We start from the raw sequence: 24,958 nt of genomic DNA, 5'->3' as shown, positions 1-24,958 counted from the left end.
TTTCCTTTTATTTTTTAAACCATAAATCATTCAAAAATCCAGAAAAGATTAAGAATGACAGCATGACGACATGGAAGGTGATAACCATGCCAAGCAACTGAATCCAGCGATTCTCAGGTAGAGCAGGCTTCCCTGCTTTTTTCCGTTCCTTATTGAGTGTTTTTTTCTTACGAACCCAAGCGTCATTGATGACCATTCCAATCCCATGAAAGAGTCCATAGGCGATGTAGTACCAGGTCACTCCATGCCAAAATCCCATAATCAGCATATTTACAATGTAGGCCACACTTGGGGTTACATTACGATTTTTAAAGACCTTCTTTCTGGTCAATACCATGACCATTCGCATAAAGACAAAATCACGGAACCAGAAAGAAAGACTCATGTGCCAACGATTCCAAAATTCCTTTAAATCCCTTGATAAAAAGGGTTTGTTAAAGTTGATGGGACTACGGATTCCTATTAAATTTGAGATGGCTAATGCAAACATAGAGTAACCTGCAAAGTCAAAGAAGAGCTCCAGACCAAAGGTATACATAACCGCTAAAGCATAGAGGTTAAAGAAGCCACCTGACTGCAGGGCTAGATCCTTCAAAGGAGGGAGTAAGGTCTCTCCTAAAACATGAGCTAGGATAAACTTATACAAAAAGCCCCACATGATATAGCGAACAGATTCATCCAGCATATCCATCAACTCATCTCGCTCAGGAATAGTCTGATAATTTTCATTGAAACGTTTAAAGCGATCAATTGGACCACTTGAAAAAGTTGGCATGAAGAGAAGGAAACGGAGGAATTCCCAGAGGGTAAAATCCTTAATCACTCCATCTCTCAGCTCGATGATAATCCCAACCGAACGAAAGGTCAGGTAAGAAATTCCCAAAAATCCAAGAAAAGACTGCGTTCCATTGATAGCCGGCTGCACCTTGACAAAGATAATCGGAAGGAGGGACAGAAAACTAACTAAGTAGAAGACCCACTGGCCATCCTTACTTTTTCGATAATGCTTGTAGAAGAGTACGAGCAATATTTCCCAGCACAGATAAATACCCAAGGCAGTCAATTGGTTAGTCTTCCCACCTACCAACATAGTGACGATGAAGAAGAGACTAACCAACACTTCATACCAGTCAAAGCGTTTCTTGAAAAAGAGACCGATAAAGATGGGCAAGGTTGCAGCAATCACATAGACAAAATACTGAGGATTGCCATATGGCTCTAAATGAGGAAGCTGTTGAAAGAACTCCATCATCTCTTGTTCACCTCGTTAATCAATCCTTTGATGTCAATCTTCCCATTTGGAGTCAGTGGCAAACTGTCTCGATAAAGGAATTTAGACGGCATCATGTAGGACATCATGATATCTGTTAAATCTTCCTTGATAGCCTTGGTAATATCAATATCTCGCTCAAACTGCTCACGAACACCGTCTTTCAAGATGACATAAGCCAATAGATTTTGCACCTTGTGGTCTTTATTATAACGTGGCACAGCTACAGCAGACTCGATAAAGCGAGACTTATTGAGATTTTGAGAGACATCTTCTAACTCAATGCGGTAACCGTTGAACTTAATCTGGAAGTCCATGCGTCCACCGTAGAGAAGCAAGCCCTCATCTGTCATGGTTCCCACATCGCCTGTGTGATAGGCTGGCAGACCTTCAAACTCAAAGAAGGCTTCTGCTGTTTTTTCAGGATTGTTCATATAGCCTTTTGAAACAGCTGGTCCAGAAACAATGATTTCTCCCTGTTGACCATTTGGCAATTTATTGCCGTCCTCGTCAATGATAAAGGTTGGAGAATCAGTCTTGGTATAACCGATTGGTAGGCGTTTGAGAGTCGCCAACATCTCATCTGTCACGGCAACTGCTGACAGAGCCACTGTCGCTTCTGTTGGACCGTAGGCATTGATAATACGGGCATTTGGGAAACGCTCGCGCAGTTTTTGAGCTGTTTTGACCGTCAATTCTTCACCATCAAAGTAGAAATGCGTGATTCCTGGCATTTTCTCACTGTTAAAGTCTTCAGACAACATGGCCATATCCGCAAAGGATGGTGTTGAAGTCCAGATAGCGATTGGCAATGAAAAGATGGTCGCAAAGAGTTGCTTAAAGTCCTGAGTAATGGCAGAAGGAAGAGCGAAAAGCGTACCACCAAGTGCCAAGGTCGGTGCCCAGTACATGACAGACAGGTCAAAAGAATAAGGCGGTTGAGCCAGCATTTGCGGACGACTTGGCGTCGCAAATTCCTTATCCGTAATCATCCAGTTAGTAAAGCTGAGGAGATTATCATGGGAAATCTGCACTCCCTTTGGCTTACCAGTAGTACCAGAAGTAAAGATAATGTAGTAATTATCATCTCCCTTGACTGGATGCGTGATTTCATAGTTATTCCCTTGAGCAAAGGCTTCTTGAACCTGATCCAGAGTCATCATCGGTGTAGAAACCTGCTCCAATGGAAATTCTGAAATGGCAATAATCAAACTTGGCTCTGCTACTTCTAAAATAGCTGAAACTCGCTCCAAGGCCGAATGGCTATCAATTGGAATGTAGGCGTGACCTGACTTAGTCAAGGCTACAAAAGTTGCCAACATTTCATATTCTTGGCCACCAAAAACGACCACAGGAGACTTCTCAGGCAAGCCTAGTTGATCAATGGCTGTAGCCAAACTATCCGAATCAGCCTTTAAATCTCCATAAGTGTGTTCCTGCCCCAAAACATTGTAAACAGGATAGCTAGGCTGTGTCTGAGCAAAATGCTCAATGGTTTCAATCATATCTACTATTGGTTTATTTGACACAATAGGAATTCTCCTTCAAGTTAAAATTCATTATAGATAAAGCTTCCTTGACCCTGACCAAGATAGCTAAAGAAGTAAAGCAGCCCTAGAAAGATAAGAAAATACAAGGCTGTCCGACCAAGAAAGAGGTACAATTCTTTTCTCTGTTTCATCAAGAAAAACCATTCATTTCTGTAATTTTTCGCTAAAATAAGAGTGATTCTTACTAGCTTATTTTTCTACCATTGTACCATTTTATAGGGTAATTTTTCAATTGTTTACCGTACATTTTCACTGCATTTAAGCTAATTTTAAAGATTATGCGGTTTTTCTATGAATATTTTAAATAGATAAGTCTAGGTAAAAACTCCATTTCAGTAGAAAATGAAGTAAATATCCCCATAATAAAACGCACAATATCAGGTTTTTCAACACCTGATACTATGCGCTTTTCTGATTTTTAAAGACTTTTTACCCGGTCTCTCATTTAAAATAGTCTCGTCTGATATAAATTAAAATAGCTTCTATCATCAGACAAATGGCTGATAGCCAAAAACTGATGCTAATACCAAAACTCTCAGTAATATAGCTCATTAGCAAAACAAATACTGAAAATGCTAATGTCGAAATCACTTCAAGAACGGAATAGACATTAACCAAATAATTTTCCTCTACTGTTTCCTGAAGAAATACACTTTCAGGAACTTCTTTTAGTTGCGATAACATACCAACTAAAGCTGAAAATACTAAAAACATCTGTGCGTTTGGAAAATATAGAATAGTCAGTGTCACTATTACCATGCCTACAAGAGAAAAAAGAATACTTTCCCATTTAGCAGCAAGAAACTTTTCAGATAGCCTAAAAGCAATGAAGCCACTAATTATAATCCCGATAGAGTATGCTGTATTAGAATATCCCCAGTAACTTTCCGTTTCATTTAATAGCTCAGTTACAAAGACAAGTATGATAGAAGAAACCCAAATCGTATTTGAGAAAATTTCCAATAAATTTGCTGATACAAAAAGTCTTAATCTAGGATCTCTAGCAACTAACTTCCAACCTTTGAGTAAAATTTCAAGATTAGTTTCTGAATCTAACACCTCCACTTCAGCCTTAGGAAGCAATAACATCAGAAAGCTAGAAATGATATACAAGATTAAAATGATAAACGTGGTAGGTAAGAGACCAATTGTTGCAAACAAGAGTCCACCTAATCCCCAACCCACTAACTGAACAGCTTCACCACTCATTGATAAGGCTGAGTTAGCCTTACCCAAATCGGTCGCATAGCGCGGCACAATAGCATAGGAAACGGGTGCTGCAAAACCATCTAATATGGAAATTACAACAACAAATAGATAGATCACCAAAGGCGCTACTGATTGCATTACGGTAAACATTCCTACCAGTATCGTTAATAATATAGTCTTTCCAAATTGAGATAAAGATAAAACCCTATTTAGCGCTAACCTTTTAGTAACTAAAGGAACTAAAAGACTTGCAACAAAAGAGGATATTCCTATTAAAATAGGAACTAGTGATGTGGCAATTACTGATTTTGAAATAATGTATATGTTCGCAATGATTGTTACTCTAAAGAAAATATCTGCTAAATTTGCAAACAATTGAGAGACTAACAACTTGATAAATGAATTAGACATATAGCGCTCCTATAACATAAAAATATTTAACTGATAAATGGTATAGTAGACTTTGTTTGATAACTATTTGACACAAGATTAGGTGGTCAGAAATTGAATTTTTAACATTCCAACTTAGCCATAGTTTTTAGTTCTCACATCTTTAAATCAGCTAAAACAATCCATAATATAGCATATATATTATAGCTTGTAAGATGCCGAACAAGTCTATTTATTTTATTCTATATTTTCCCAAATCAATTACTTGATTATAAACCGTTTCTGAATCAATATGATGAGCAACTTCAATCAAAATGATAGGCAACTGCAAAAGTAACTGGCGCACTTGATATGCATTGTCCTTGTCTAAGGATGATGTAACCTCATCTGCCAACACAATGTCTTTTTTCCGAAGCAGACAGCGAACTAATTCAAGTCGTAAACGTTGTCCACCTGAAATGTTTTCTCCATTATTTATCAGTTGATAATCCAAGATATTGGTGATTTCATTCGTTAAACCAACTTGTTCTAGGCAACAGAGTAATTCTTTGTCTGAAATCTCCTGTCCTAGTGTTAAATTTTCTCGGATTGTCCCATGTCTGAAAAATGGATTCTGAGAGATATAAGCGACATTCCCTTGATAATGAGTAAATTCTCGACCCGATTTATCACGTACAATAATTCTACCACTATTCGGACTTATCTTTCCTGCTACCAACTGTAGGAGAGTTGACTTTCCGGTACCACTAGCTCCCTTTATTAAAACTTTACTCGGCTTAGTTAATCTAAGTGACAAATCATAAAAGAGCACTTGCTCTCCAACCTGTTTTGAAACGCCCTCCAAAACTAGCTCAGCTAAAGATTCGACTGCCTGATATGATGTTTCTAAACAAGATTCTTCCAATAATGAAAATATTTTTTCTTTCACTGTTTGCGATCGCTGTATATCAGATATGCTATACATAATTCTTTGAATAGGTCCGCTAAGATTCATTGTAGCTATATACATAGAGACCAAACTAGCTGTTGTTAACTCTATACCGCTCTTTTGTAATAAAAGACCAAGTGCAAGAGGTAGTACCTGACTAAGGAATTCTAAAGGACCATTGAAAAAATAAACGACATTGCTAGTCCATTCATTTTTCCAACGAGCATTCTCGTAACACTCGTTGTTTTTTCTCATCTTAGCAAAGTTTTCTTTACTAGCGCCATAAAAATATATCGTATCTGCTCCCTTAAAAAAATCTCCTACAGATAGATGAAAAGCTTTTTGCATTTCCGAAAAATTTGCACCACTTTTCATTAAACAATTATTCATTACCCATTGAGGCAATGGTCGAAGAAAAGAGAACACGATAAAAACAAGACCAAGCCAAAAATTTTGCACCAAAATAAAAACAATCGTTGTACAAAGTATAAAAACTCTTCCAACTATCATATCCAGGGGTAAAAAGAAGCGATTATAGAGCAGTTCCATATCTTGTGTAACAATTGAAACTTTTTCATCATATACAACATTTTCTTTCAAAAATAGTTTCTTAATAAGCTGATCTTTTAAACGAATTTGCAGATGACGCTGCAGATTATTACTGACAAAATTTGCTAGCAACATCGTGCTATAAAAAAACAGGTGCAGATACAGGCCATATAAAACAAAGTATGAAATTGTACCAATTGTAAGTTGATCTTCACGAATATTCAATAGCTTATCCAATAACAATGGCTTTATTAGAGCCATCCCGCTATTCAAAAGTACTCCTATTAAAAAATAGATAAAAATATTAGTTTTAATGTATTTTAGAAATTTCATAAATAAGCCTATCTAAAAGAAAGCGAATAGATATAAAAGCCTCAGTCTAAAAGTTATAAACAAATTAACTCCAACTGAGACTATACAATAATTTAATTAACCTATATATGATGCTGTTTATTAAGAGTGATTATTGTTACTATTGAAAATAATTCTCCTGTTTCACTTTTCTTTCTTAAAATATATGGAGATAGAACTTGCATATTAAATACCTCAAAATTCATAATTATGGTGACAACTTCGAAAAATCCTATCGCTCAAATACAATGAACTGATAAAACAACCGTAATTGAAATTTCTAAAGACAATTCTACCAAAATATCATTTCGAGATACTTCCTTTCCCATATCTGCGTATTACTTTTTACTTGCTAAAATTTTTTCTAAGTGCCTTTCATAATTCTTTGCCAAATGGTTACTTCCCGCTAATTTCATTGCTCCAATACACTTCCTCATTTCAATAATTGCTTTACAATCCATCTCTTTTTTGTAGCGATACAGATGTTGTGCATACTGAAACACCAACCGTTCATAAATTTCTATCTCGGTGAAAAAGCATTGATTCAGTTGCTTTTCAAAATACAAAGCATCAAGAAATTTTCCTCTTTCAATACATGTGATATATCCGTTCAATAGCATAGATGAAATCAGTCGTCTATTATTAGGAATTTCTTTATAAAAATCAGAACGTCTAGACATCTCTCTAGCCAAAACCATAAAGACATCGTGTTTTAAGACATCTAAAGTATTTGAAAAAATCAATAATTCATAGTATCCCCAATATTCAACACTAAAGAGATAGTCAGTTAGATAAGATAAATCATCACCAGAATAATAAGCTTCTCCAGATAAATCTTGTAAACGAATTTTTAATAAAATAATGTTAAGCTTATGAAATTTCTCTTGTTTAGAATCTGACTCTATCTGAGAATAAAGTAATTTTTTCAACCCATCAACATCATGATTTGATACAAAATGCCTAACCTTTGATAAGAGTTCGTTCAGTTCATCACGATGAAAATCATGAACAGCATACATAAATTCATCAATAGGCATGTTAATTTCATCCAAAATAGCCATAAATTTTGAAATGGTTAAATCAGTCTCTCCCTTTTCAAAACGTGAGAGCTGTGATGTTGATATACCAGCTTTTTCGACATCTTTTAAGCGAAACCCTCTAGATTCTCGAAACTTTTTAAAAATTTCTCCAAATTTTTTCATAATATCTCTCCAACAAGCATATATGGGAACAGTTTTTGATTTTTAATATTTTAACATAAAATGGAGGAAAATAAAAGTGAGGTATTTCACATGAAAAAACAAAAGCTATTGCCTTTATTATTCCTAATTTTGGGAGGAATTATGATTATCGTTGTTGGCTAGTACTAAGAAATTAGTTACTAGAATACTTATATCTTCAATCAAAAAAAGTGATTGGAGAAAAAGTCTTAAAAATCAGAAAAACGCATCATATCAGGTGTTGAAAAACTTGATATGATGCGTTTTATTATGAGAAGATTTACTTCATTTTTTGCTGAAATTGGGCTCTTGCCTAAGCTCTATCAAAATAATTGTTTTCTAATATTCTTCGAAAATCAAATTCAAACCGCGTCAACGTCGCCTTGCCGTACTCAAGTACAGCCTGCGGCTAATTTCCTAGTTTGCTCTTTGATTTTCATTGAGTATAAACTAGAAAAGGGAAAATACAAGAACAGCCAATGCTGCTCCGATAACAGGCCCCACAACAGGAATCCAGGCATAAGACCAGTCTCCATCTCCCTTGTTTGAAATTGGAAGGATACTGTGCATGATACGAGGTCCAAGGTCACGCGCAGGGTTCAAGGCATAACCTGTTGTCCCACCTAGTGATAGACCGATACCGACAATCAAGGTACCCACTGCAAAGGTTCCGATACCTGCCTGAAAATCGTAAAGACCCAAAGCAAAGATTGTCAACACCAAAACAAAGGTTCCAAGGATTTCACTAATCAAGTTTGATACAGTATCTTTGATAGCTGGTCCAGTACTGAAGGTTGCCAAAATATTGCCTGCATTTTCTTCTGCCTCATAATGCGGTTTGAATTGCAACCAAACCAAAATCTGACCGAGCATAGCCCCTGCGAACTGGGCTAAGATATAAGGCAAAACGGAAGCCCAAGGCAGACCACCTTTTAAGGCCACACCGATTGTCACAGCTGGGTTTAAATGAGCTGGACTGAGCTTGCCAGATACAAATACTGCAACCGCAACTGCAATTCCCCACCCCATGGTAATCACAATCCAACCTGAGCTATTGCTCTTGGTTTTTGGAAGAACCACACCTGCAACAACACCATTTCCTAGAAGAATCAGGATTAAAGTTCCCAAAAATTCTCCAAATAATTCATTCATCATCTTTCTGTCTCCATTAAAAAGAAGGGGCGGGCGACAAGGAGTCCTGCCCTCCACCTCTTTTATTTTTTCTTATTTTTTTAATTCTGCTAAATCGTTGTTAGCGAGAGCCACTTCGACATCCGCACGGTAAGCTGCTTTTTCTTCTTCTGACCAATCATAGAATCGTCCCATTTCATCCAAAACTGGCTCAACGATGCTGTCCAAACTATCACGCATAAAGAGCATATGGTTGGTACGACGAAGAAGGAAGTCAACTGGGCTAAGAGCCAACTCATTGCGCATTGCATAGTGAAGTGACAAAGTGTCTGCCAAACTGAGACCTGGCACTTGTTCTAAACTATGAGCAAGGGCAAAGACTTTCGGTGCATTTGAACCGTAAAGATTTGCTAGGTAATGAGCTTCCTTGCTATCCAAACCACGTGACACTCCAAGTTGCGCAAAGACTTCGATTTCTGAGTCTACATTTGCTGGGTTCAATTCCCCACCTGAAACAGGGTAAGTCTTCGAGTTGATGAGTTTAAAGCTACGGTCAAATTCTGCTTTGAGGATGTCAACCACGCGCTCCATAGCTCCTTCAGCCATCTTACGGTAGTCTGTGATTTTACCACCAGCAAGAGTCAAGAGACCATTATCATCTCGGTCCAAGCTCGATCCACGAGAAACTGCAGATGGGTCCAAATGTTTCTCAGAGGTACTGCTTTCAAGCTTGCTGACAGCAGATTCAACATCTTCACGTGTTTTTTCTTTAGAGAGGTAAGACTCAACAGTCGCAATCAAAGTGTTAAAGCTTTCATCACTGATTGTACCGTTATTTCCTCCATTGTAGTCAGAAGCGCTATTGCCTGCGATCAATGGACGAAGACCTGCCCAGCTGCTTTCGATATCATCAATGGTGATGTTGGCTTCTGGGAAGCGGTTGTTGACAATGCCAAGTAGATAATCTACATCTTCCTGCGTCACTTTTGGATGTTCCAAATCGCCTGTGTAGTCTGTATCGGTTGTACCAAAGTAAGTCTTGTTTTCACGTGGGAGGACAAAGACCATCCGGCCATCACCCAAACCTGTGTCAAAGTAAACTGGCTGTGAAACCTTGATCTTGCTTGAGTCCACGACTAGGTGAACTCCCTTAGTTGGACGCATTTGTGAGAATTGCGTTCCCTTATTAGACAAATTGCGCACCTTGTCGCTCCAAGGACCTGTTGTGTTAATCACCAGACGGGCCTTGATTTCAAAGACTTGGTCTGTCAAGAGATCACGGGCTACAACACCTGTAATCTTGCCACTTTCGTCAAAGAGGAAGCCTTCTGCCTTCACGTGGTTGGCAATGAGGGCACCATCTTGGTTAGCACGTTTGATGTTTTCGATCACGAGACGCGCATCGTTGTTACGGAAGTCAAGGTAAACCCCACCTCCTACCAAACCTTCTTTCTTCAAGTTTGGCTGGCGTTCCAAAACTTCTTCCTTGCTCAAAACCTTGTTAGCAGCTGGCGTGTTATTAACCCCTGCCAAAAGGTCATACAAGTCCATAGCTACTTTAAGACGGAAAAGGCTAAAAGTAGCTCCATCTTCATCGTAAACTGGTAAGAGCATTGGGTCCGGTTTTGGAATATGTGGAGCAATTTGTTGTACCACTGCACGTTCTGAAACCGTATCTGATACTACTTCTACGTCAAATTGCTTAAGGTAACGAAGACCTCCGTGAACCAATTTTGTTGAACGGCTAGATGTTCCTTCTGCAAAGTCCTGCATTTCAATCAAACCAGTATCTAGACCACTAGCTGCCGCCTGCAAGGCTACACCAGCCCCTGTGATTCCTCCACCGATAATCAAGAGGTCTAGGGTACGTTCCTGCATTTTTTTAATTGATAATTCACGTGTTTTCTTTGAAAATTCCATATTTACACACTTTCTAACTGAGTCGCTTTATTCTTCCAGTATTAGTCGTCTACTTCCGCAAAGACTTGAGTCGCTTTTACAGCTTTCTTCCAGCCCTTGTAGAGTTGTTCCTTGCGAGATTCGTTCATTGATGGCTCAAAGAGTTCTCCAGTCTCATTCAAGAGCTTCAACTCATCCAAGTCTTTCCAGTAACCAACTGACAAACCTGCTAGGAAGGCTGCTCCTAGAGCTGTTGTTTCCAAGTTTTTGGCGCGTGCGATATCGATTCCCAAAATATCAGCTTGGAACTGCATGAGGAAATTGTTCATAGCTGCACCACCGTCCACTTTCAAGACTTGAATAGCTGTCTGAGCATCCACTTGCATCGTATCGATGATGTCACGTACTTGATAAGCGATTGATTGTAAGGTAGCCTTGATAAAGTCTTCTTTAGTTGTTCCACGAGTCAAACCAAAGACAGAACCGCGAGCATTTTGGTTCCAGTATGGAGCACCTAGACCTGTAAAGGCTGGCACGACATAGACTTCATCATTGTTGTGAGAATCACGAGCGTATTTTTCAGATTCTGGTGAATTTTCAACCATGCGAAGACCGTCACGAAGCCACTGAATAGCACTTCCTGCGATGAAGATTGAACCTTCCAAGGCATAGTAAACCTTGCCGTTAATTCCGTAACCAATCGTTGTCAAGAGGTTGTTTTCAGACAACTGCATCTCTTCCCCAGTATTCATGATGATGAAAGAGCCTGTTCCGTAGGTGTTTTTAACCATCCCAGGTTCAAAGGCCAACTGTCCAAAGAGGGCTGCTTGTTGGTCCCCAGCCATACCCGAGATTGGTACTTGTCCACCGTAGAAATGGAATGGAGCTGTCTGACCGTAAATTTCAGAGTTAGAACGAACTTCTGGCAGCATAGCCTTAGGAATATTGAGGATTTCCAAAATCTCATCATCCCATTTGAGTTCTTTAATGTTATAAAGCATGGTACGAGCCGCATTTGAGTAGTCCGTCACATGAGCTGCACCGTCAGTCAATTTCCAGACCAACCAAGTATCAATGGTACCAAAGAGCAATTCCCCTTTTTCTGCTCGCTCTTGAGCGCCCTCTACATGATCCAAAATCCAACGAACTTTAGTCGCTGAGAAGTAAGCATCGATGATCAAACCAGTCTTTTCATGGAATTTTTCTACATAACCTTGGCTTTTTAGTTGTTCAGCCAAAGGTGCTGTCTGACGTGATTGCCAAACGATAGCGTTGTAGATAGGAAGTCCTGTTTTCTTATCCCAGACGACCGTTGTTTCACGTTGGTTAGTGATTCCTATTGCCTCAATTTGATTTGGCTTGACACCACTTTCGATGAAAGCACCCGCAATAACTGACTGGACTGAGTTCCAAATTTCATTAGCATTGTGCTCAACCCAACCTGCCTGAGGGAAAATCTGAGTAAACTCTTTTTGGCTCGAGCTGACCTTTTCTCCTTTTTTGTTGAAAATAATGGCACGAGAGCTTGTAGTCCCCTGGTCAATGGCCATGATGTATTTTTCTTGTGACATGTGCTGTCCTCCTGATAAAGATCTTGAGGATGTTTCCTCTTTACACTTACTAGTATACAAAATAAAGCGCTTTCTTGTTTATCAACTTTTTTTAATTTTTAAAAAAATGTGAGGAGATTGTGTAAATTTCACAAAAAAGACCTGGAACAACCAAGCCTTTTAAGTGAATAATATCTGACGAATCCCTGCCAAATCTTCCATATCCAAATCATTTTTTAAATAATAGACTGGTGTCTGCTCCTTCTTATGAATCGGGTTATTGGTAACCAGCAAATCATAATGCCGACTAGGCTCATAGGCTTCAATGCTAATAAAACGATTGTATTCCAAATACCGTTTCAAAATGGCTGCCATCCTTGAAAAGACAAGAAAACCAGATGTCAAATCCAGACCAATCCGCATATGCTGGCCACCATTTTCAGCCATATATTCGATTAACTGGAGCCATTCCCAGAGAATTTTCTTATCCAAATCCATCCCCTGCTGAAAGGCAGGTAGAGCATGAAAAATCTCCTCTGCGTTCCCCTAAAATCATGTTCCATCAACAAATAAGGATGACGATTCTCTAACTGGTACTTGTAGCGGTCCTGTAAAATATAGCCCTTATAGAGATAGACTTGAGCGCAAAGCTGACTGAGTTCATAGGTAACGTGATCCTCTGTATAATCACCCAGCAACTCCTCCTTCTTCATCTCTTGAATCAATTGCGTCAGTAAATCTGCCAACTGCCCTCCAAAACCAAGAATATACTCCATTGTATGAAGAGGAAGAATGCGATGGGATAGGAGGAAAGAGAAGAATATCATCATCTCACCATCCTCAGTTCCTAGAGGAAGGTGTAGTCCAGCGAAAAAGGACGGAGCCTTTCGATGCAAACGAAGGTAGAAAATATTGTCAAAATACCCTCGCATTTTTTCTTCTATCACTTGAAACTGACAAGCATTGACCCGAAGACGTTGTTGACTGATATGAGCCCAGAGAACCAAGTCCAATTTCTGCCCCGAAGACAAACTTGCACCGCAGATCTCTTCTAAACTGGCAATCTCCTGTTTTCTCTCTGGTTTCTGCATATGGCCTTCCCATTCCTGACTGGACCAGACCTTGCGGAAAAGACAGAAATAGAAATAGCGTATCTGATGCTCTGGACCTCGCCAACGTCCATTTTGGATGGATAAATCAAATTCTGACAAAATCTGATTTAAACTAGCTAAGTTGCGACCAAGTGTTGCCTCACTAATCATCAATTCTTGAGCCAGCTGATGGGCTAAAAACTGTTGATGATAGAGAAGATAGACCACAATCTGGTATTTAATAGCATTTTCCAAAAACAAGCTCCGGATATCTCTCCCCTTGGTAGCTGCACCGATAGACAGACGCAGATTTTCATCTTCTAAGGATATGTTTAGCTCTAAGCCACTGTCCGAAGCCTTGTCATTGAGCAGGGTAACATATTTGGTTAGAGTTGCTTTTGAAAATCCTGTTTCCTCCATTACAGCCTTGACGGTCGTCTGAGACTCTTGTAATAGAAAGGAAAGGATTGAAAATTGGCCAGATTCAGCCTTTTCCATCAAATCTCCTAAATACATTTGTTACCCCTTTCATTTTCTACCTTAAGCATAGCATAAATCTTACAAATGCTGAAATAATCTGTTTCTCTTTTTATTTTCATGCTGATTTCCTGGTCCATTATCCTAAAAATCAGCAAACACACGGCTCCCCCTTTGGGCATTTTTATGCTAAAATAGTAGCTATGGATAAAATTATTAAAACTATATCAGAAAGCGGAGCCTTTCGTGCTTTTGTCCTTGACAGCACAGAAACCGTCCGCACTGCTCAAGAAAAACACCAAACCCAAGCTAGCTCAACTGTAGCGCTTGGTCGAACTCTTATCGCTAGCCAGATTCTCGCAGCCAATGAAAAAGGAAATACTAAACTAACAGTTAAGGTGCTGGGATCTAGCTCCCTAGGTGCTATCATCACCGTCGCTGATACCAAGGGGAATGTCAAAGGTTACGTTCAAAATCCTGGTGTCGATATCAAAAAGACTGCAACTGGTGAAGTCCTAGTCGGACCTTTTGTTGGAAATGGTCAATTCCTCGTTATCACAGACTACGGCATTGGAAATCCTTACAACTCTATGACTCCCCTCATCTCTGGAGAAATCGGTGAAGATCTGGCCTTTTACCTGACCGAAAGCCAACAGACCCCTTCTGCTGTCGGCCTCAATGTCCTTTTAGACGAAGAAGACAAGGTCAAGGTTGCAGGTGGTTTCCTAGTTCAAGTCTTGCCAGGAGCCAAGGAAGAAGAGATTGCTCGCTTTGAAAAACGCATCCAAGAAATGCCAGCTATCTCAACGCTTCTCGAAAGTGAAGACCATATCGAAGCCCTCCTCAAAGCTATCTACGGTGACGAGGCCTACAAGCGTCTTTCTGAAGAAGAAATCCGTTTCCAATGTGACTGTAGCCATGAGCGCTTTATGAACGCTCTTGCCAGCCTTCCAAGCTCAGACTTACAGGAAATGAAAGAGGAAGACCACGGGGCAGAAATCACTTGTCAATTCTGCCAAACGACTTACAACTTTGATGAAAACGACCTGGAGGAACTCATTCGTGACAAATCTTAATACACCTTTTATGATTGGCAATGTTGAGATTCCCAATCGTACTGTTTTAGCACCTATGGCTGGTGTCACCAACTCAGCCTTTCGTACTATCGCAAAAGAGCTTGGTGCTGGACTCGTTGTCATGGAAATGGTCTCTGACAAGGGCATCCAATACAACAACGAAAAAACCCTGCACATGCTTCATATTGATGAAGGCGAAAACCCTGTCTCTATCCAACTTTTTGGTAGTGATGAAGACAGCCTAGCACGCGCAGCAGAATTCATCCAAGAAAACACTAAGACCGATATCGTGGATATCAACATGGGCTGCCCAGTTAACAAAATCGTGAAGAACGAAGCTGGCGCTATGTGGCTCAAGGATCCAGACAAGATCTACTCTATCATCAACAAGGTCCAATCTGTCCTTGATATCCCCCTTACTGTCAAAATGCGTACAGGCTGGGCTGATCCATCTCTTGCAGTAGAAAATGCCCTCGCTGCTGAAGCAGCAGGTGTTTCTGCCCTTGCTATGCATGGCCGTACCCGCGAACAAATGTATACAGGTCATGCAGACCTTGACACCCTTCACAAGGTCGCTCAAGCTTTGACCAAGATTCCATTCATCGCAAACGGTGACATTCGTACGGTCCAAGAAGCCAAACAACGCATCGAAGAAGTTGGTGCTGACGCAGTTATGATTGGCCGCGCTGCCATGGGAAATCCTTACCTCTTCAACCAAATCAACCATTACTTTGAAACAGGAGAAATCCTACCTGATTTGACCTTTGAAGATAAGATGAAAATCGCCTACGAACACTTGAAACGCTTGATTAACCTCAAAGGAGAAAACATCGCAGTTCGTGAATTCCGTGGACTCGCTCCTCACTACCTTCGTGGAACATCTGGTGCAGCTAAACTCCGTGGAGCCATTTCACAAGCTAGCACTCTGGCAGAGATTGAAGCCCTCTTGCAGTTGGATAAGGCTTAAAATGGTTCATACTGCTCTACTGATTATCGATATGCAAAAAGCATTTGATAGACCTATCTGGGGAGAACGGAACAACCCTCAAGCTGAACACCAAGCATTGAGGCTACTGGAATACTTTCGTAAACACGATCTTCCAGTCTTACATGTTCAACACATATCTGACAATCCCTAGTCGCAATTTCATAACAAACAAAATCAGGTGTTTAAAAGTGGATTTGAGCCAGTTACTGCAGAACCTGTCTTTCAAAAAACGGTTAATAGCGCCTTTATTGGAACAAATCTTGAAACATATTTACGAAGAAATCAGATTTGTCATTTAGTCCTTGTTGGTTTGACTCTGCCTCATTGTGTGTCTACTACGACACGAATGGCAGCAAATCTTGGTTTTGAAGTCACTTTACTAGCAGATGCTACTGCCAGTTTTACCCTATCTAACAAAAACGGTCAGGCCATCTCTCCTGAGACTATCCATGAGATTAATCTCCTTTCTCTACAAGATGAGTTTGCTCAAATTCTTACTACAGAAGAATTTTTAACCCAAGTGCAAGTATAAAATAATCCGTCAACTCTTATTGAGCTGACGGATTTTGAATGCAGTAATGTAGTGAACCGAAACACAAATAGGTAAATTTGGACCTTATACTCTTCGAAAATCTCTTCAAACCACGTCAGCATCGCCTTACCGTAGGTATGGTTACTGACTTCGTCAGTTCTATCCACAACCTCAAAACAGTGTTTTGAGCTGACTTCGTCAGTTCTATCTACAACCTCAAAGCAGTGCTTTGAGCAGCCTGCGGCTAGCTTCCTAGTTTGCTCTTTGATTTTCATTGAGTATTAGAACTGATGATTAACAATTATTCATAAATGTCTATAGATTCACTCAGAACTGACTATACTAGTCTACCCCCTTTAGAGCACTAATCATGTCAATCTTTCTCATACGAAGACTAATAAAATAAGCAGTCCCTAAGGATGTAAACCAAACCAATAACGTAGCAGAAGCAAGGACATACATACTGACATAAGCGGTATACTCAATTCGAATCGTCGAAAATGTTGCTACATATTCTTTCAAAAACCATATGCCTAAAGGAATTCCTACTAGCCACCCAATAAAGGTAGTTAGTATAGTCTCAAAAAGTGTTACCATCTGTAGATATTGATTAGAAAACCCTAATACTTGTAATGTAGCATAGTCTCTCATTCTCTCTACAAAGTTTAAAGAGCCCAGATTATAGAGAACAATAATAACAAGCAATAAAGCAAAGCCAATGATCATTAGAAATACACTCATCAAACTAGCTACAAAATCATAGGCATTTTTTTCTTGGCTTTCTTTTTCAATGATAGATAGAACACCTTTGTCTTGCTTAATAGTGTCTTGATCTACCTCTGACCCAACTAATAAAGTATGTGGAGTAAAATCTCCCCCTGCTTTTTCAAAGACTCTAGCATGAAGATAAGCCCCTTGATTGGTTTCACTTGTGACAATCCCTTTTACTTCAAACTTGTAAGTATGACCATCTTGATAAGGAGTTACAGTTAAAAAATCTCCGACTTTAATACCTGCCAAACGAGCAAATGATCTAGTTACATACAAACCATCATCTTTCAAAGATTCAGCACTCTCTGTTTTTGCTTGTATCATATCTCCATCATCAAATATAATCAATAAACGGTTGTATCCATCATCTGGACTAAAATGTGCTTGTGAAATTTGTACACCTTGCCCACCATATTTAGACTTAGAAGTAGGATAATCCGCCACGGTCAGTCGTTTTGAGTAAGAAAAATCTTCATTATATGCCTTATCAACAAGATGATTCATGGACACAGGCATACCAATTCCAGCAATCAGTAACATCATACTTCCTGCAACTCCCACGATTCCCATCAAAACTCGAATACGATTAAACGAGGCATCCCGAATTGCCCATCTTGAAGGATAAGAAATTCGTTGCCAGATAGAGGAAAACCTTTCCACAAAGACAGGTTTAGCAAGTTTTTCTTTACCTCTTAAAAATATTGCTGGTAAGCCTCTAGCTGACTCTCTAGAAGCTAAATAGGCAGCTAAAATACAAATTATAATGACCACAATACCAACGACTATTGATGAAGATGAATAAGAGATTTGCCAATTTGGAAGTGTAAACATTGACTTTTGAGTTTCTAGTACAAACCATGACATCAAGGGAGATATAGTAAATCCTGTGAAACTTCCTAATAAACTTACTACTAAGCCAAATAAAATATAATGTAAACTGATAGCCTGATTTGAAAAACCTAAAGCCTTTAATACAGCAATCTCTTTTGTTTGGCCATCAATCAAACGCTGAATAGTTGTAAACATAGCTAAAATAGCTAACAGAATAAAGATAAAAGAAAATAAGTAAGATAAGTTTCTAATTTGCCCCACTCGATCAGTAGCTTCTGATATTTCAGTTAAACTTTTTTGATCTTGATAAGAAACTAAATCGCCCCCAAAAATAGACTCTAAATCTCCTCGCAAATCCACCTTAGAACCGTAAATTTCTAAGGCATTATCTGACGATAAACCCAGAATTCCTTTTGCGATTTCATTATCTGCAATATAACCGTAGGCATCATTGTCAGGATTTGGAGCTATATATTCCATACTACCTGTAAAATAAATCTTATCTGTCGCCTGAACAAATCCTACAATTTCTAAATCTATCTGTTTCCCCCTTGATGAAATAGAAATTGAATCTCCAATCTGTAAATGATTCTTCTTCGCATAATTCCCATCAATCCAAATCGAATCTTGTTTTCCCTCAGAAAAAGGACTTCCTTCTGTTACTGTAACCAGTTGATTATCTGTAATCGTTTCAAGATTGATTCGTCCGTCAGTCTTGTCTAAACGAACAATATTAGCAAAGCCTTTCTTTTTACTGACAACTTTTTCAACAGAAGATAAGAGTTCAACCTGCTTAATTTTTGATTCATCAATTTGTCTCGCTTGAACCCAAACAACAGGAAGTTCAGATTGTTTCAAATAACTCTCTAGACTCTTTTCAAGTCCATGCCAAGCTCCTTGTAGCCCTACAAAGATTAATACACTTAATAGAGACATCAGAAAAACAGAGAAAAATTGTTGCCAATTTTGCCGGAGATCTCTTAATAATTTTATATGAAGATACCTCATCCCAGCACCTCTTCATTATTCTCTATTTTTTCAATACTTCCATCTTTCAAATATATAACTCGATCTGCAAATTTAGCAAACTCTCTATTATGTGTAACCATTACAACTGCAGCATTCCCATTTCTAGAAACTTCCTTCAATAAAGTTAAAATACTATCACCTGTCTTTGAATCTAACGCTCCTGTAGGTTCATCACACAATAATAGACTAGGCTCTTTAGCCAATGCCCGTGCAATTGATACACGTTGCATTTCACCTCCAGAAAGTTGATTAGGAAAATTATTTTTTCTATGAAGTAAACCAACTTGATCTAAATACATATCAATTTCTTTATTGTTTTTCACTAAATTGGCTGCAATACCTATATTCTCCTTGGACGTTAAACTTGGAACTAAGTTATAAAATTGAAAAACAAAACCAATCTTATCTTTTCGATAAGCAGATAATTCCTTATCCGTAAACTTTGTTACTAGTTCCTCATCAAATATAAAGGTTCCTGATGTCGCACGATCCATCCCACCAAGTAAATTTAGTAACGTACTTTTCCCTGAACCTGATGGACCTAAAATAACTGTAAATTTCCCTTTCTCAATGGAAAAACTAACTTGATCTAAAGCACGAACTTCTTGCTCCCCCACCTTATAAATCTTACTAATATTTTGAAACTGAATCATACATACTCCTAATATCTTGTCATAAATTTTATTTTTTCCTTTAATGTAGGCTCTTCATACTGCTCTATAATACGTTTAGATACTGCTTCCCTGTTTTCTCGTATAACCTTTTCAGCTAAGGAAATAGCCTCATCTACTGGAACAACTATTGGCAACTCATAATGTTGAATGATCTGATTTAACCGTTCTTTCTGACTACCTTTGACACAATAAGGTGTTAGACCCAAATTCCTATAAGCTTCATATAATTCCTCATCTGATAAATTTCGATACTCTTCAGATACTGGTCTATGCCCATCTGGATCCATTGCAAACTCTACTGGTAAATGAACAACATCTGTATACCACAATTTCGCATGATTCTTAGAGACAACCCCATAGGCAGTCAAATATTTTTTGAAAAATCGTCGACCTGGAATACCTAAAATAGATTTCATCAATCGATGAATGAATGCTGATCCTGGGTTAATTCCTACCCTCATTCGAACAGTCCCGTAAATCCATTCATTCAATACTGACCCATCTGATAGAAAACTTCCATGCTCCTTGTATAAAATTCCTTCTGTACGAATTCTCTCTTCAAAACGCTTTAACCCCAGTGCCATTAACTCAGTTGATGACATATCCTGAAATCTTCTTCCAGGATATAAATCTGTCAAAATTTCCCTCGCAGATAAAGCGTCAATTAAGGGAAGTCCCGTTGCAATCGAAAGAGCTGTAGCAGTTGTTGTCTTACCTGTAGAATAAGTTCCTGATATGACTAACCTTAATTCTCTATTTCCCATCACTGTCCCCCTCCATCAGGTAATTTTTGAGCTATTTTACTTTTAAAGACTACCTTATGATCTACATCATTCCCAGACATTTCGTAGACTTTCCAATGCTCTTCTCTAATTTTTAATAATCTATTTTTTGAAACACTACCACTAAGCTCTACTACTCCGTTCAAAATTGGTGAATTCAAGTCTGCACTCACTTGCTTCATCCACATGGTATTGCTCTCTTCTCGAGATATCTCTTCTATATGGTAGGCTAACATCTCTGCCATTTGAGAAAAAATAATCAGAAGCTCTAACAAACTATAATAATTCTGTTCTAGACTACCTACACCACTATATTCAATATCTTTGATCAATACTTGCTCTGCTTTACAAGATATACTACTATCTGAAAATTCAACATCGTATATATCATGTTGTCTATCTCTTAAATGCGTTGATAAAAAATCTCTACCTTGTTCTCCTATAGCAACTACATTTTCCATACATTCTAATAATTGATAGCCTAAACAAACTTTCATATCCATTACCAAGCAATCAAATTCAATTACTTGGTTCGTCATTTTGAAATTTTGTAATTCTAATTTTAAATTTACCAATTCTTCTATAGCTTTTATTCCTGACTTTATCTCAAAATGGCTTAACCTATACTGATTTAAGCTCACTCCCATTCTTTTCAGTATTTCACTTCCAAATAAATGAGCTAATACTATTCCATCTAATGTACTCAGGTGCTGCTGTATGATTTCAGATTGTTTATTAGACCACAAACCTTCTTGATGAAGAGACCCAACCCCTTCTAAAATATTTTTCAACTTATACTCAATGAAAATCAAAGAGCAAACTAGGAAGCTAGCCGCAGGCTGTACTTGAGTACGGCAAGGCGACGCTGACGTAGTTTGAATTTGATTTTCGAAGAGTATTAACTTCATAAGTCGTCCTCTTATACCCTCTACCAAAATAGCGATTTCTATTATCTCCAAGTAAATAATCTACTGTTAGCATATCCTTCTCCAATCTATTAAACTGACTCTATCTTAAACAAAAAAAGACAAGAAAGAATCCGTAATTTACGAAAACCTTCTTGCCTTTTTAGGATAAATTATAAAGATACGAGATTTAATCGAATAGCCTCACGTACAGCTCCAACTCTACTCGTCACTCCCAACTTTGAACAAATATTTGAAACATGGGTATCCACCGTTCTCCTGCTAACAAATAAACTATTTGCTATCTTTTCATTAGAATATTCTTTTACAATAAGTTCCAATACACTTAACTCCGTATCTGTCAATAGATTATTTTCTTGCTTTTCTAACAAACCATCTGGGATAACGTGATTTCCCTTATAAACAGCATAAATTGCACTTTTAACATCCAAATAAGAACTTTCTTTGGGTAAAAAAGCTTGAATCCCAAAGTCCATCGCTCTCTTATGTAACAAAGTGTCATAAAATCCTGATAAAAGAACTATCTTGGGAACTGTATTCAGAAATCTATTTATTTGACTAATAACATCAAATGCCGTTACTCCTTTCAACATAAAATCCATGACTAGCACATCTACCTTTTCATGCTTGAGACAAAGAAGTAAATCTGCTACTTCTGTATAGGAACCAACAATTTTAAAATCATCTTCCTTTAAAAAATAGTTCTCCAATCCTTGTAATACTAAACTGTGATCATCAATCAAAACCAAACGAATCATTTTTCTTCCCTTCTATAGGTATTCGTATCCTCACACTTGTAGGTTCTATATTTATCTGAACAGTTCCCCCCAATAAATGAACCTTCTCTACAATTCTATTTAAACCAAAATGATGTTCATTAGACTGATAGTTTCCCTTAAAAATACCATCATCTATAACTTCAATTGATAAAATCTTTTCTTTTGTAGATAAATCTACAGTAATTTCTCTAGCATTCCCATGAAGAATACTATTATTTACTAGTTCTTTAACTGTCCTTAATACAAACGTGCCCACTTTATCATTAACTTTTTCTTCATCTATTGAAAAAGTTGTCATAATCGAAACAGTTTCCATCTTCATGAATTGGTTTAATATGCTAGTAATAGATTCTTTCAGCCCTAATTCATGCACCATTAAAGGATAGATATTGGAACATAAATCTCTTAATTCAAAGACAATATCATCTAACATCTCTAATAAAGCTACCCTATTAATTTGTTCACTAATTTCTAACTGCTTTTTATAATAAATAACCTTCTGAATTGTAGTATCATGTATAAACGTTGCAATTTCTTCCCTCTCCAATTCAGTAGCTACAAAAGTATGAAAACTACTAAAGATTCCCTCCATTTTATGGCTAATCAACATCATTTTCCTTATTTCAGGTAACAAAGCTAGCGAAAAAAGAAAAGTGTAAAGAACGAAAAAAATTGGAGAAAATTCTCTTAACAACAGACTAAAAAGAATAATTAGACTAGTAAAAAAAACGGCAAATATCAAGTTATATATGAACGGGTTCCACTTCCAAGCAACATATATCAGTCGCTCTAGTATCAAGTTATTTACAATAGAGAACAAAATAAGCAACAATAGAGGAATACTATAAATAAACGAAACTTCCTTACCAATCGGAAAAATATATCCAAAAAATAAAGGAAATAAGGCAAGAACTGCTAAAAATAAGGTATGAATTGGCAACATTTCTCTTATCTGAGAGTAATTTATAAGCATCTTTAACAGTAGGATAACTAAAAAGAAAAATACTAAATAAAATACCCCCCTAGAAAAAAAGATGGTCAAAAAATCAATGGGCTGTATAAGATTATAGACATACAAAAGTTGAGTTATGAGTGAATAGCCCAGTATAATACGAGAAAAGTTAGAAATGGTTGAACCTTTTATCTTCAAGACTAACACTCTAATGAAGATATCCATGAATAATGGAAATAAAGTCAAATATGAAATTAATAGACTACGACCAAATACATCTCCTATACTTGATGGAATAATCGATAATAACATCAGACTAGTGTAAATAATAAAATAAAAATATCGTTTCCCAGTTTTTCCTCTACTTCTGCCTTTTATGTATAAGCGAAATAACAGTAGAATCAGAAAAGCAATGATTGATAAAACAAGAAAGATAATTTGGCTTGATCTCCCAGATTCTATTATTAAAGTCTTTGAAATTCCTCTATCTAATACTGTCACAGAATGAAGCGGTTCAACAATTAAAAATCGAGATAATAAGAAATTACTATCTGGACTCTGACCGTCTATTTGTATAATTGATGACCCTATTATCTCTTGATGATTTGCAAAGCTTCCCAGATTATGGACTTGTCTAACTATCCACTCATTATCATATTTATCTACGGTGATTCCACTGTACGTTCGGTTAAATATTGAAAACGAAAAATAAAAAAAGAAAATAAATAACAAAACAAAATAAAATCGAAACATTTTTGACTTCATTGTTTGCAACACTCCACATTTCACTTGATATTGATGTTTATTCTACCATTTTTTCATTCAATAAGACAGGTTTTATAATTAAATTTATTCTTTTTTCTTTCGAGATATAACTGATACAATCTTCTAGTAGGTAAAATCCTACTTGATTTGACTTTTGAAGATAAGATGAAAATCGCCTACGAACACTTGAAACGCTTGATTAACCTCAAAGGGGAAAATGTCGCAGTTCGTGAATTCCGTGGACTCGCTCCTTACTACCTCCGTGGAACATCTGGCGCTGCCAAACTCCGTGGAGCCATTTCACAAGCCAACACCCTAGCAGAGATTGAAGCCCTCTTGCAACTGGATAAGGCTTAATAGTTTAAAACCCGTAACTCTCTTAAAGGTTACGGGTTTTTGACTGTAAAAATTCAAATACTGAGGGTTATTATTGACTCAAAGCAACACTGGAAACCTTGCCATCCGCTCCTGTTGTAATTTGGATGATTTTTCCTCCACCGATTTTGGCATTATACTTACCATCATCAAGAGTATAAGAATAGCCTCTGATAGAGTAGTTTTCTTTCTTTCCATCAGCAGATTCTACTGTGAATTGACCTCCTGATGAAACTGTAATGGTTTCACCATTGGCTCCCTTCCAATTGCCCGCTGCAGCTGAGAAATCACCATCTACCATGGTTAAAACACCCTTGTAGCGTTTATTTTGCTCTGCTTGCTTGTCTTGAAGTTTGCGGTCAGTTGTAGAATCATAGCTTGACTGGTTAGACTGAGCTTGAGAGCCTTGCTGAGTTGATGGTGCCTGAGATGGGGCTTGTTGACTAGGAGCTGCTTGTTCTTGTCTTGATTCAGATGCTGGTTTCGCTTGTGACTGATCTGCCGTTGTAGAAGACTGACCAGAAGATGCCTGAGCCTTTTCAGATGAAGCCGAGCTTGAAGATTTTTGTGTCTTGCTTTCTTTGCTAGAAGAAGCTGCTTTAGAACTTGATGATTGACTTGTCTTGGCAGAGCTACTGGTTTGAGTGGTTTCGTTTTTATTTCCACAAGCTCCCAGTAGCAAGGTAGAAGCCAATACAGTTGCTGCCATCAATTTGATATATGTTTTCTTTTTCATTTCTCTACTCCTTTGTAATATTTTTGAAATGTTAAGAAATCTTTTTGTAATATAATTGTAACATTGGGATTTAAATATGTCAACAATTTATCTAAACTATTTTAAAAATCTTAAATACTTTAGATAC

General features: G+C 37.8%; 19 protein-coding genes and 3 pseudogenes. 4 read left to right on the top strand and 18 right to left on the bottom strand.

All coding sequences use genetic code 11. The annotated features are described in order from the left end of the window. Nucleotides 1-7: 7 nt before the first annotated feature. From dltB to B7695_RS03480, 10 genes and pseudogenes are all read right to left on the bottom strand, one after another. Nucleotides 8-1,252 carry a D-alanyl-lipoteichoic acid biosynthesis protein DltB gene (gene dltB, locus B7695_RS03530; protein ID WP_084889725.1) on the bottom strand — a complete coding sequence of 415 codons (1,245 nt, stop codon included), beginning with the start codon at nucleotides 1,250-1,252 and terminating at the stop codon, nucleotides 8-10. Then, the gene (gene dltA / locus B7695_RS03525; protein WP_084889723.1) at nucleotides 1,249-2,799 is read right to left on the bottom strand and encodes a D-alanine--poly(phosphoribitol) ligase subunit DltA; all 1,551 of its coding nucleotides are present in this window, start codon (nucleotides 2,797-2,799) and stop codon (nucleotides 1,249-1,251) included. Before dltA ends, dltB begins: the two co-directional genes overlap by 4 nt. Nucleotides 2,800-2,819: 20 nt before the next feature. Beyond that, nucleotides 2,820-2,951 carry a teichoic acid D-Ala incorporation-associated protein DltX gene (locus tag B7695_RS03520; protein WP_000813667.1) on the bottom strand — a complete coding sequence of 44 codons (132 nt, stop codon included), beginning with the start codon at nucleotides 2,949-2,951 and terminating at the stop codon, nucleotides 2,820-2,822. Between the two features lie 310 nt (nucleotides 2,952-3,261). After that, entirely contained in the window at nucleotides 3,262-4,440 is a 1,179-nt protein-coding gene (locus tag B7695_RS03515) for a ryptide export MFS transporter (protein WP_084889721.1), read from the bottom strand. 211 nt (nucleotides 4,441-4,651) lie between these two features. Continuing rightward, nucleotides 4,652-6,229 (bottom strand): ATP-binding cassette domain-containing protein, encoded by a 1,578-nt coding sequence (locus tag B7695_RS03510; RefSeq protein WP_084889719.1) that lies wholly within the window; start codon nucleotides 6,227-6,229, stop codon nucleotides 4,652-4,654. Between the two features lie 356 nt (nucleotides 6,230-6,585). After that, complete coding sequence (locus B7695_RS03505; RefSeq protein ID WP_084889717.1) at nucleotides 6,586-7,449, bottom strand: helix-turn-helix domain-containing protein; 864 nt, start codon at nucleotides 7,447-7,449, stop codon at nucleotides 6,586-6,588. A gap of 468 nt (nucleotides 7,450-7,917) precedes the next feature. Beyond that, on the bottom strand, nucleotides 7,918-8,622 hold the full coding sequence (locus tag B7695_RS03495; RefSeq protein ID WP_016398345.1) for an MIP/aquaporin family protein: 705 nt from the start codon (nucleotides 8,620-8,622) through the stop codon (nucleotides 7,918-7,920). Nucleotides 8,623-8,691: 69 nt separating this feature from the next. Next, entirely contained in the window at nucleotides 8,692-10,518 is a 1,827-nt protein-coding gene (gene glpO / locus B7695_RS03490; RefSeq protein WP_084889716.1) for a type 1 glycerol-3-phosphate oxidase, read from the bottom strand. A 41-nt stretch (nucleotides 10,519-10,559) separates the two neighbouring features. After that, complete coding sequence (glpK, locus tag B7695_RS03485; RefSeq protein ID WP_084889714.1) at nucleotides 10,560-12,068, bottom strand: glycerol kinase GlpK; 1,509 nt, start codon at nucleotides 12,066-12,068, stop codon at nucleotides 10,560-10,562. 159 nt (nucleotides 12,069-12,227) lie between these two features. Further along, nucleotides 12,228-13,654, bottom strand: a pseudogene (locus B7695_RS03480) (helix-turn-helix domain-containing protein). Nucleotides 13,655-13,818: 164 nt separating this feature from the next. On the opposite strand from B7695_RS03480, the gene hslO reads away from it, so the two are divergent. The 3 genes and pseudogenes from hslO (at nucleotide 13,819) to B7695_RS03465 (ending at nucleotide 16,211) form a co-directional block, all read left to right on the top strand. Next, on the top strand, nucleotides 13,819-14,691 hold the full coding sequence (gene hslO, locus B7695_RS03475; protein ID WP_000357838.1) for an Hsp33 family molecular chaperone HslO: 873 nt from the start codon (nucleotides 13,819-13,821) through the stop codon (nucleotides 14,689-14,691). Continuing rightward, nucleotides 14,678-15,658 (top strand): tRNA dihydrouridine synthase DusB, encoded by a 981-nt coding sequence (dusB, locus tag B7695_RS03470; RefSeq protein WP_192855723.1) that lies wholly within the window; start codon nucleotides 14,678-14,680, stop codon nucleotides 15,656-15,658. Before hslO ends, dusB begins: the two co-directional genes overlap by 14 nt. A 1-nt stretch (nucleotide 15,659) precedes the next feature. Next, nucleotides 15,660-16,211, top strand: a pseudogene (locus B7695_RS03465) (cysteine hydrolase family protein). Here B7695_RS03465 and B7695_RS11390 read toward each other — a convergent pair. The 7 genes from B7695_RS11390 to B7695_RS03430 all read right to left on the bottom strand — a co-directional run bounded on the left by B7695_RS11390 (nucleotide 16,166) and on the right by B7695_RS03430 (nucleotide 23,720). Then, a complete protein-coding gene (locus B7695_RS11390) occupies nucleotides 16,166-16,486 on the bottom strand; it encodes a hypothetical protein (RefSeq protein ID WP_239822262.1) in 321 nt (106 codons plus the stop codon). The pseudogene B7695_RS03465 and the gene B7695_RS11390 sit on opposite strands and share 46 nt — an antisense overlap. Before the next feature lie 67 nt (nucleotides 16,487-16,553). Further along, nucleotides 16,554-18,821, bottom strand: a complete 2,268-nt coding sequence (locus tag B7695_RS03455; protein WP_084889710.1) for an ABC transporter permease — start codon at nucleotides 18,819-18,821, stop codon at nucleotides 16,554-16,556. Continuing rightward, a complete protein-coding gene (locus B7695_RS03450) occupies nucleotides 18,818-19,495 on the bottom strand; it encodes an ABC transporter ATP-binding protein (protein WP_084889708.1) in 678 nt (225 codons plus the stop codon). The genes B7695_RS03455 and B7695_RS03450 overlap by 4 nt, the downstream gene beginning before the upstream one ends. 8 nt (nucleotides 19,496-19,503) lie before the next feature. After that, nucleotides 19,504-20,280 carry an AAA family ATPase gene (locus B7695_RS03445; protein ID WP_049521398.1) on the bottom strand — a complete coding sequence of 259 codons (777 nt, stop codon included), beginning with the start codon at nucleotides 20,278-20,280 and terminating at the stop codon, nucleotides 19,504-19,506. Then, on the bottom strand, nucleotides 20,280-21,206 hold the full coding sequence (locus B7695_RS03440; RefSeq protein ID WP_084889706.1) for an AvrD family protein: 927 nt from the start codon (nucleotides 21,204-21,206) through the stop codon (nucleotides 20,280-20,282). Before B7695_RS03440 ends, B7695_RS03445 begins: the two co-directional genes overlap by 1 nt. A 170-nt stretch (nucleotides 21,207-21,376) precedes the next feature. Then, complete coding sequence (locus tag B7695_RS03435; protein ID WP_033689555.1) at nucleotides 21,377-21,982, bottom strand: response regulator transcription factor; 606 nt, start codon at nucleotides 21,980-21,982, stop codon at nucleotides 21,377-21,379. Further along, nucleotides 21,960-23,720 (bottom strand): sensor histidine kinase, encoded by a 1,761-nt coding sequence (locus tag B7695_RS03430; RefSeq protein WP_084889704.1) that lies wholly within the window; start codon nucleotides 23,718-23,720, stop codon nucleotides 21,960-21,962. The genes B7695_RS03435 and B7695_RS03430 overlap by 23 nt, the downstream gene beginning before the upstream one ends. Before the next feature lie 129 nt (nucleotides 23,721-23,849). Between B7695_RS03430 and B7695_RS03425 the strand changes: the two are divergent. Then, nucleotides 23,850-24,077, top strand: a pseudogene (locus B7695_RS03425) (tRNA dihydrouridine synthase DusB); the annotation flags it as partial. 70 nt (nucleotides 24,078-24,147) lie between these two features. On the opposite strand, the gene B7695_RS03420 reads toward B7695_RS03425, so the two are convergent. Beyond that, the gene (locus B7695_RS03420; protein ID WP_084889700.1) at nucleotides 24,148-24,831 is read right to left on the bottom strand and encodes a hypothetical protein; all 684 of its coding nucleotides are present in this window, start codon (nucleotides 24,829-24,831) and stop codon (nucleotides 24,148-24,150) included. Nucleotides 24,832-24,958: the final 127 nt, after the last annotated feature.

Source organism: Streptococcus mitis, assembly GCF_002096845.1.
Lineage (GTDB): Bacteria > Bacillota > Bacilli > Lactobacillales > Streptococcaceae > Streptococcus > Streptococcus mitis_A.
The sequence above is the reverse complement of the archived record's forward strand: the minus strand, read 5'-3'. Positions and strand labels throughout refer to the sequence as shown.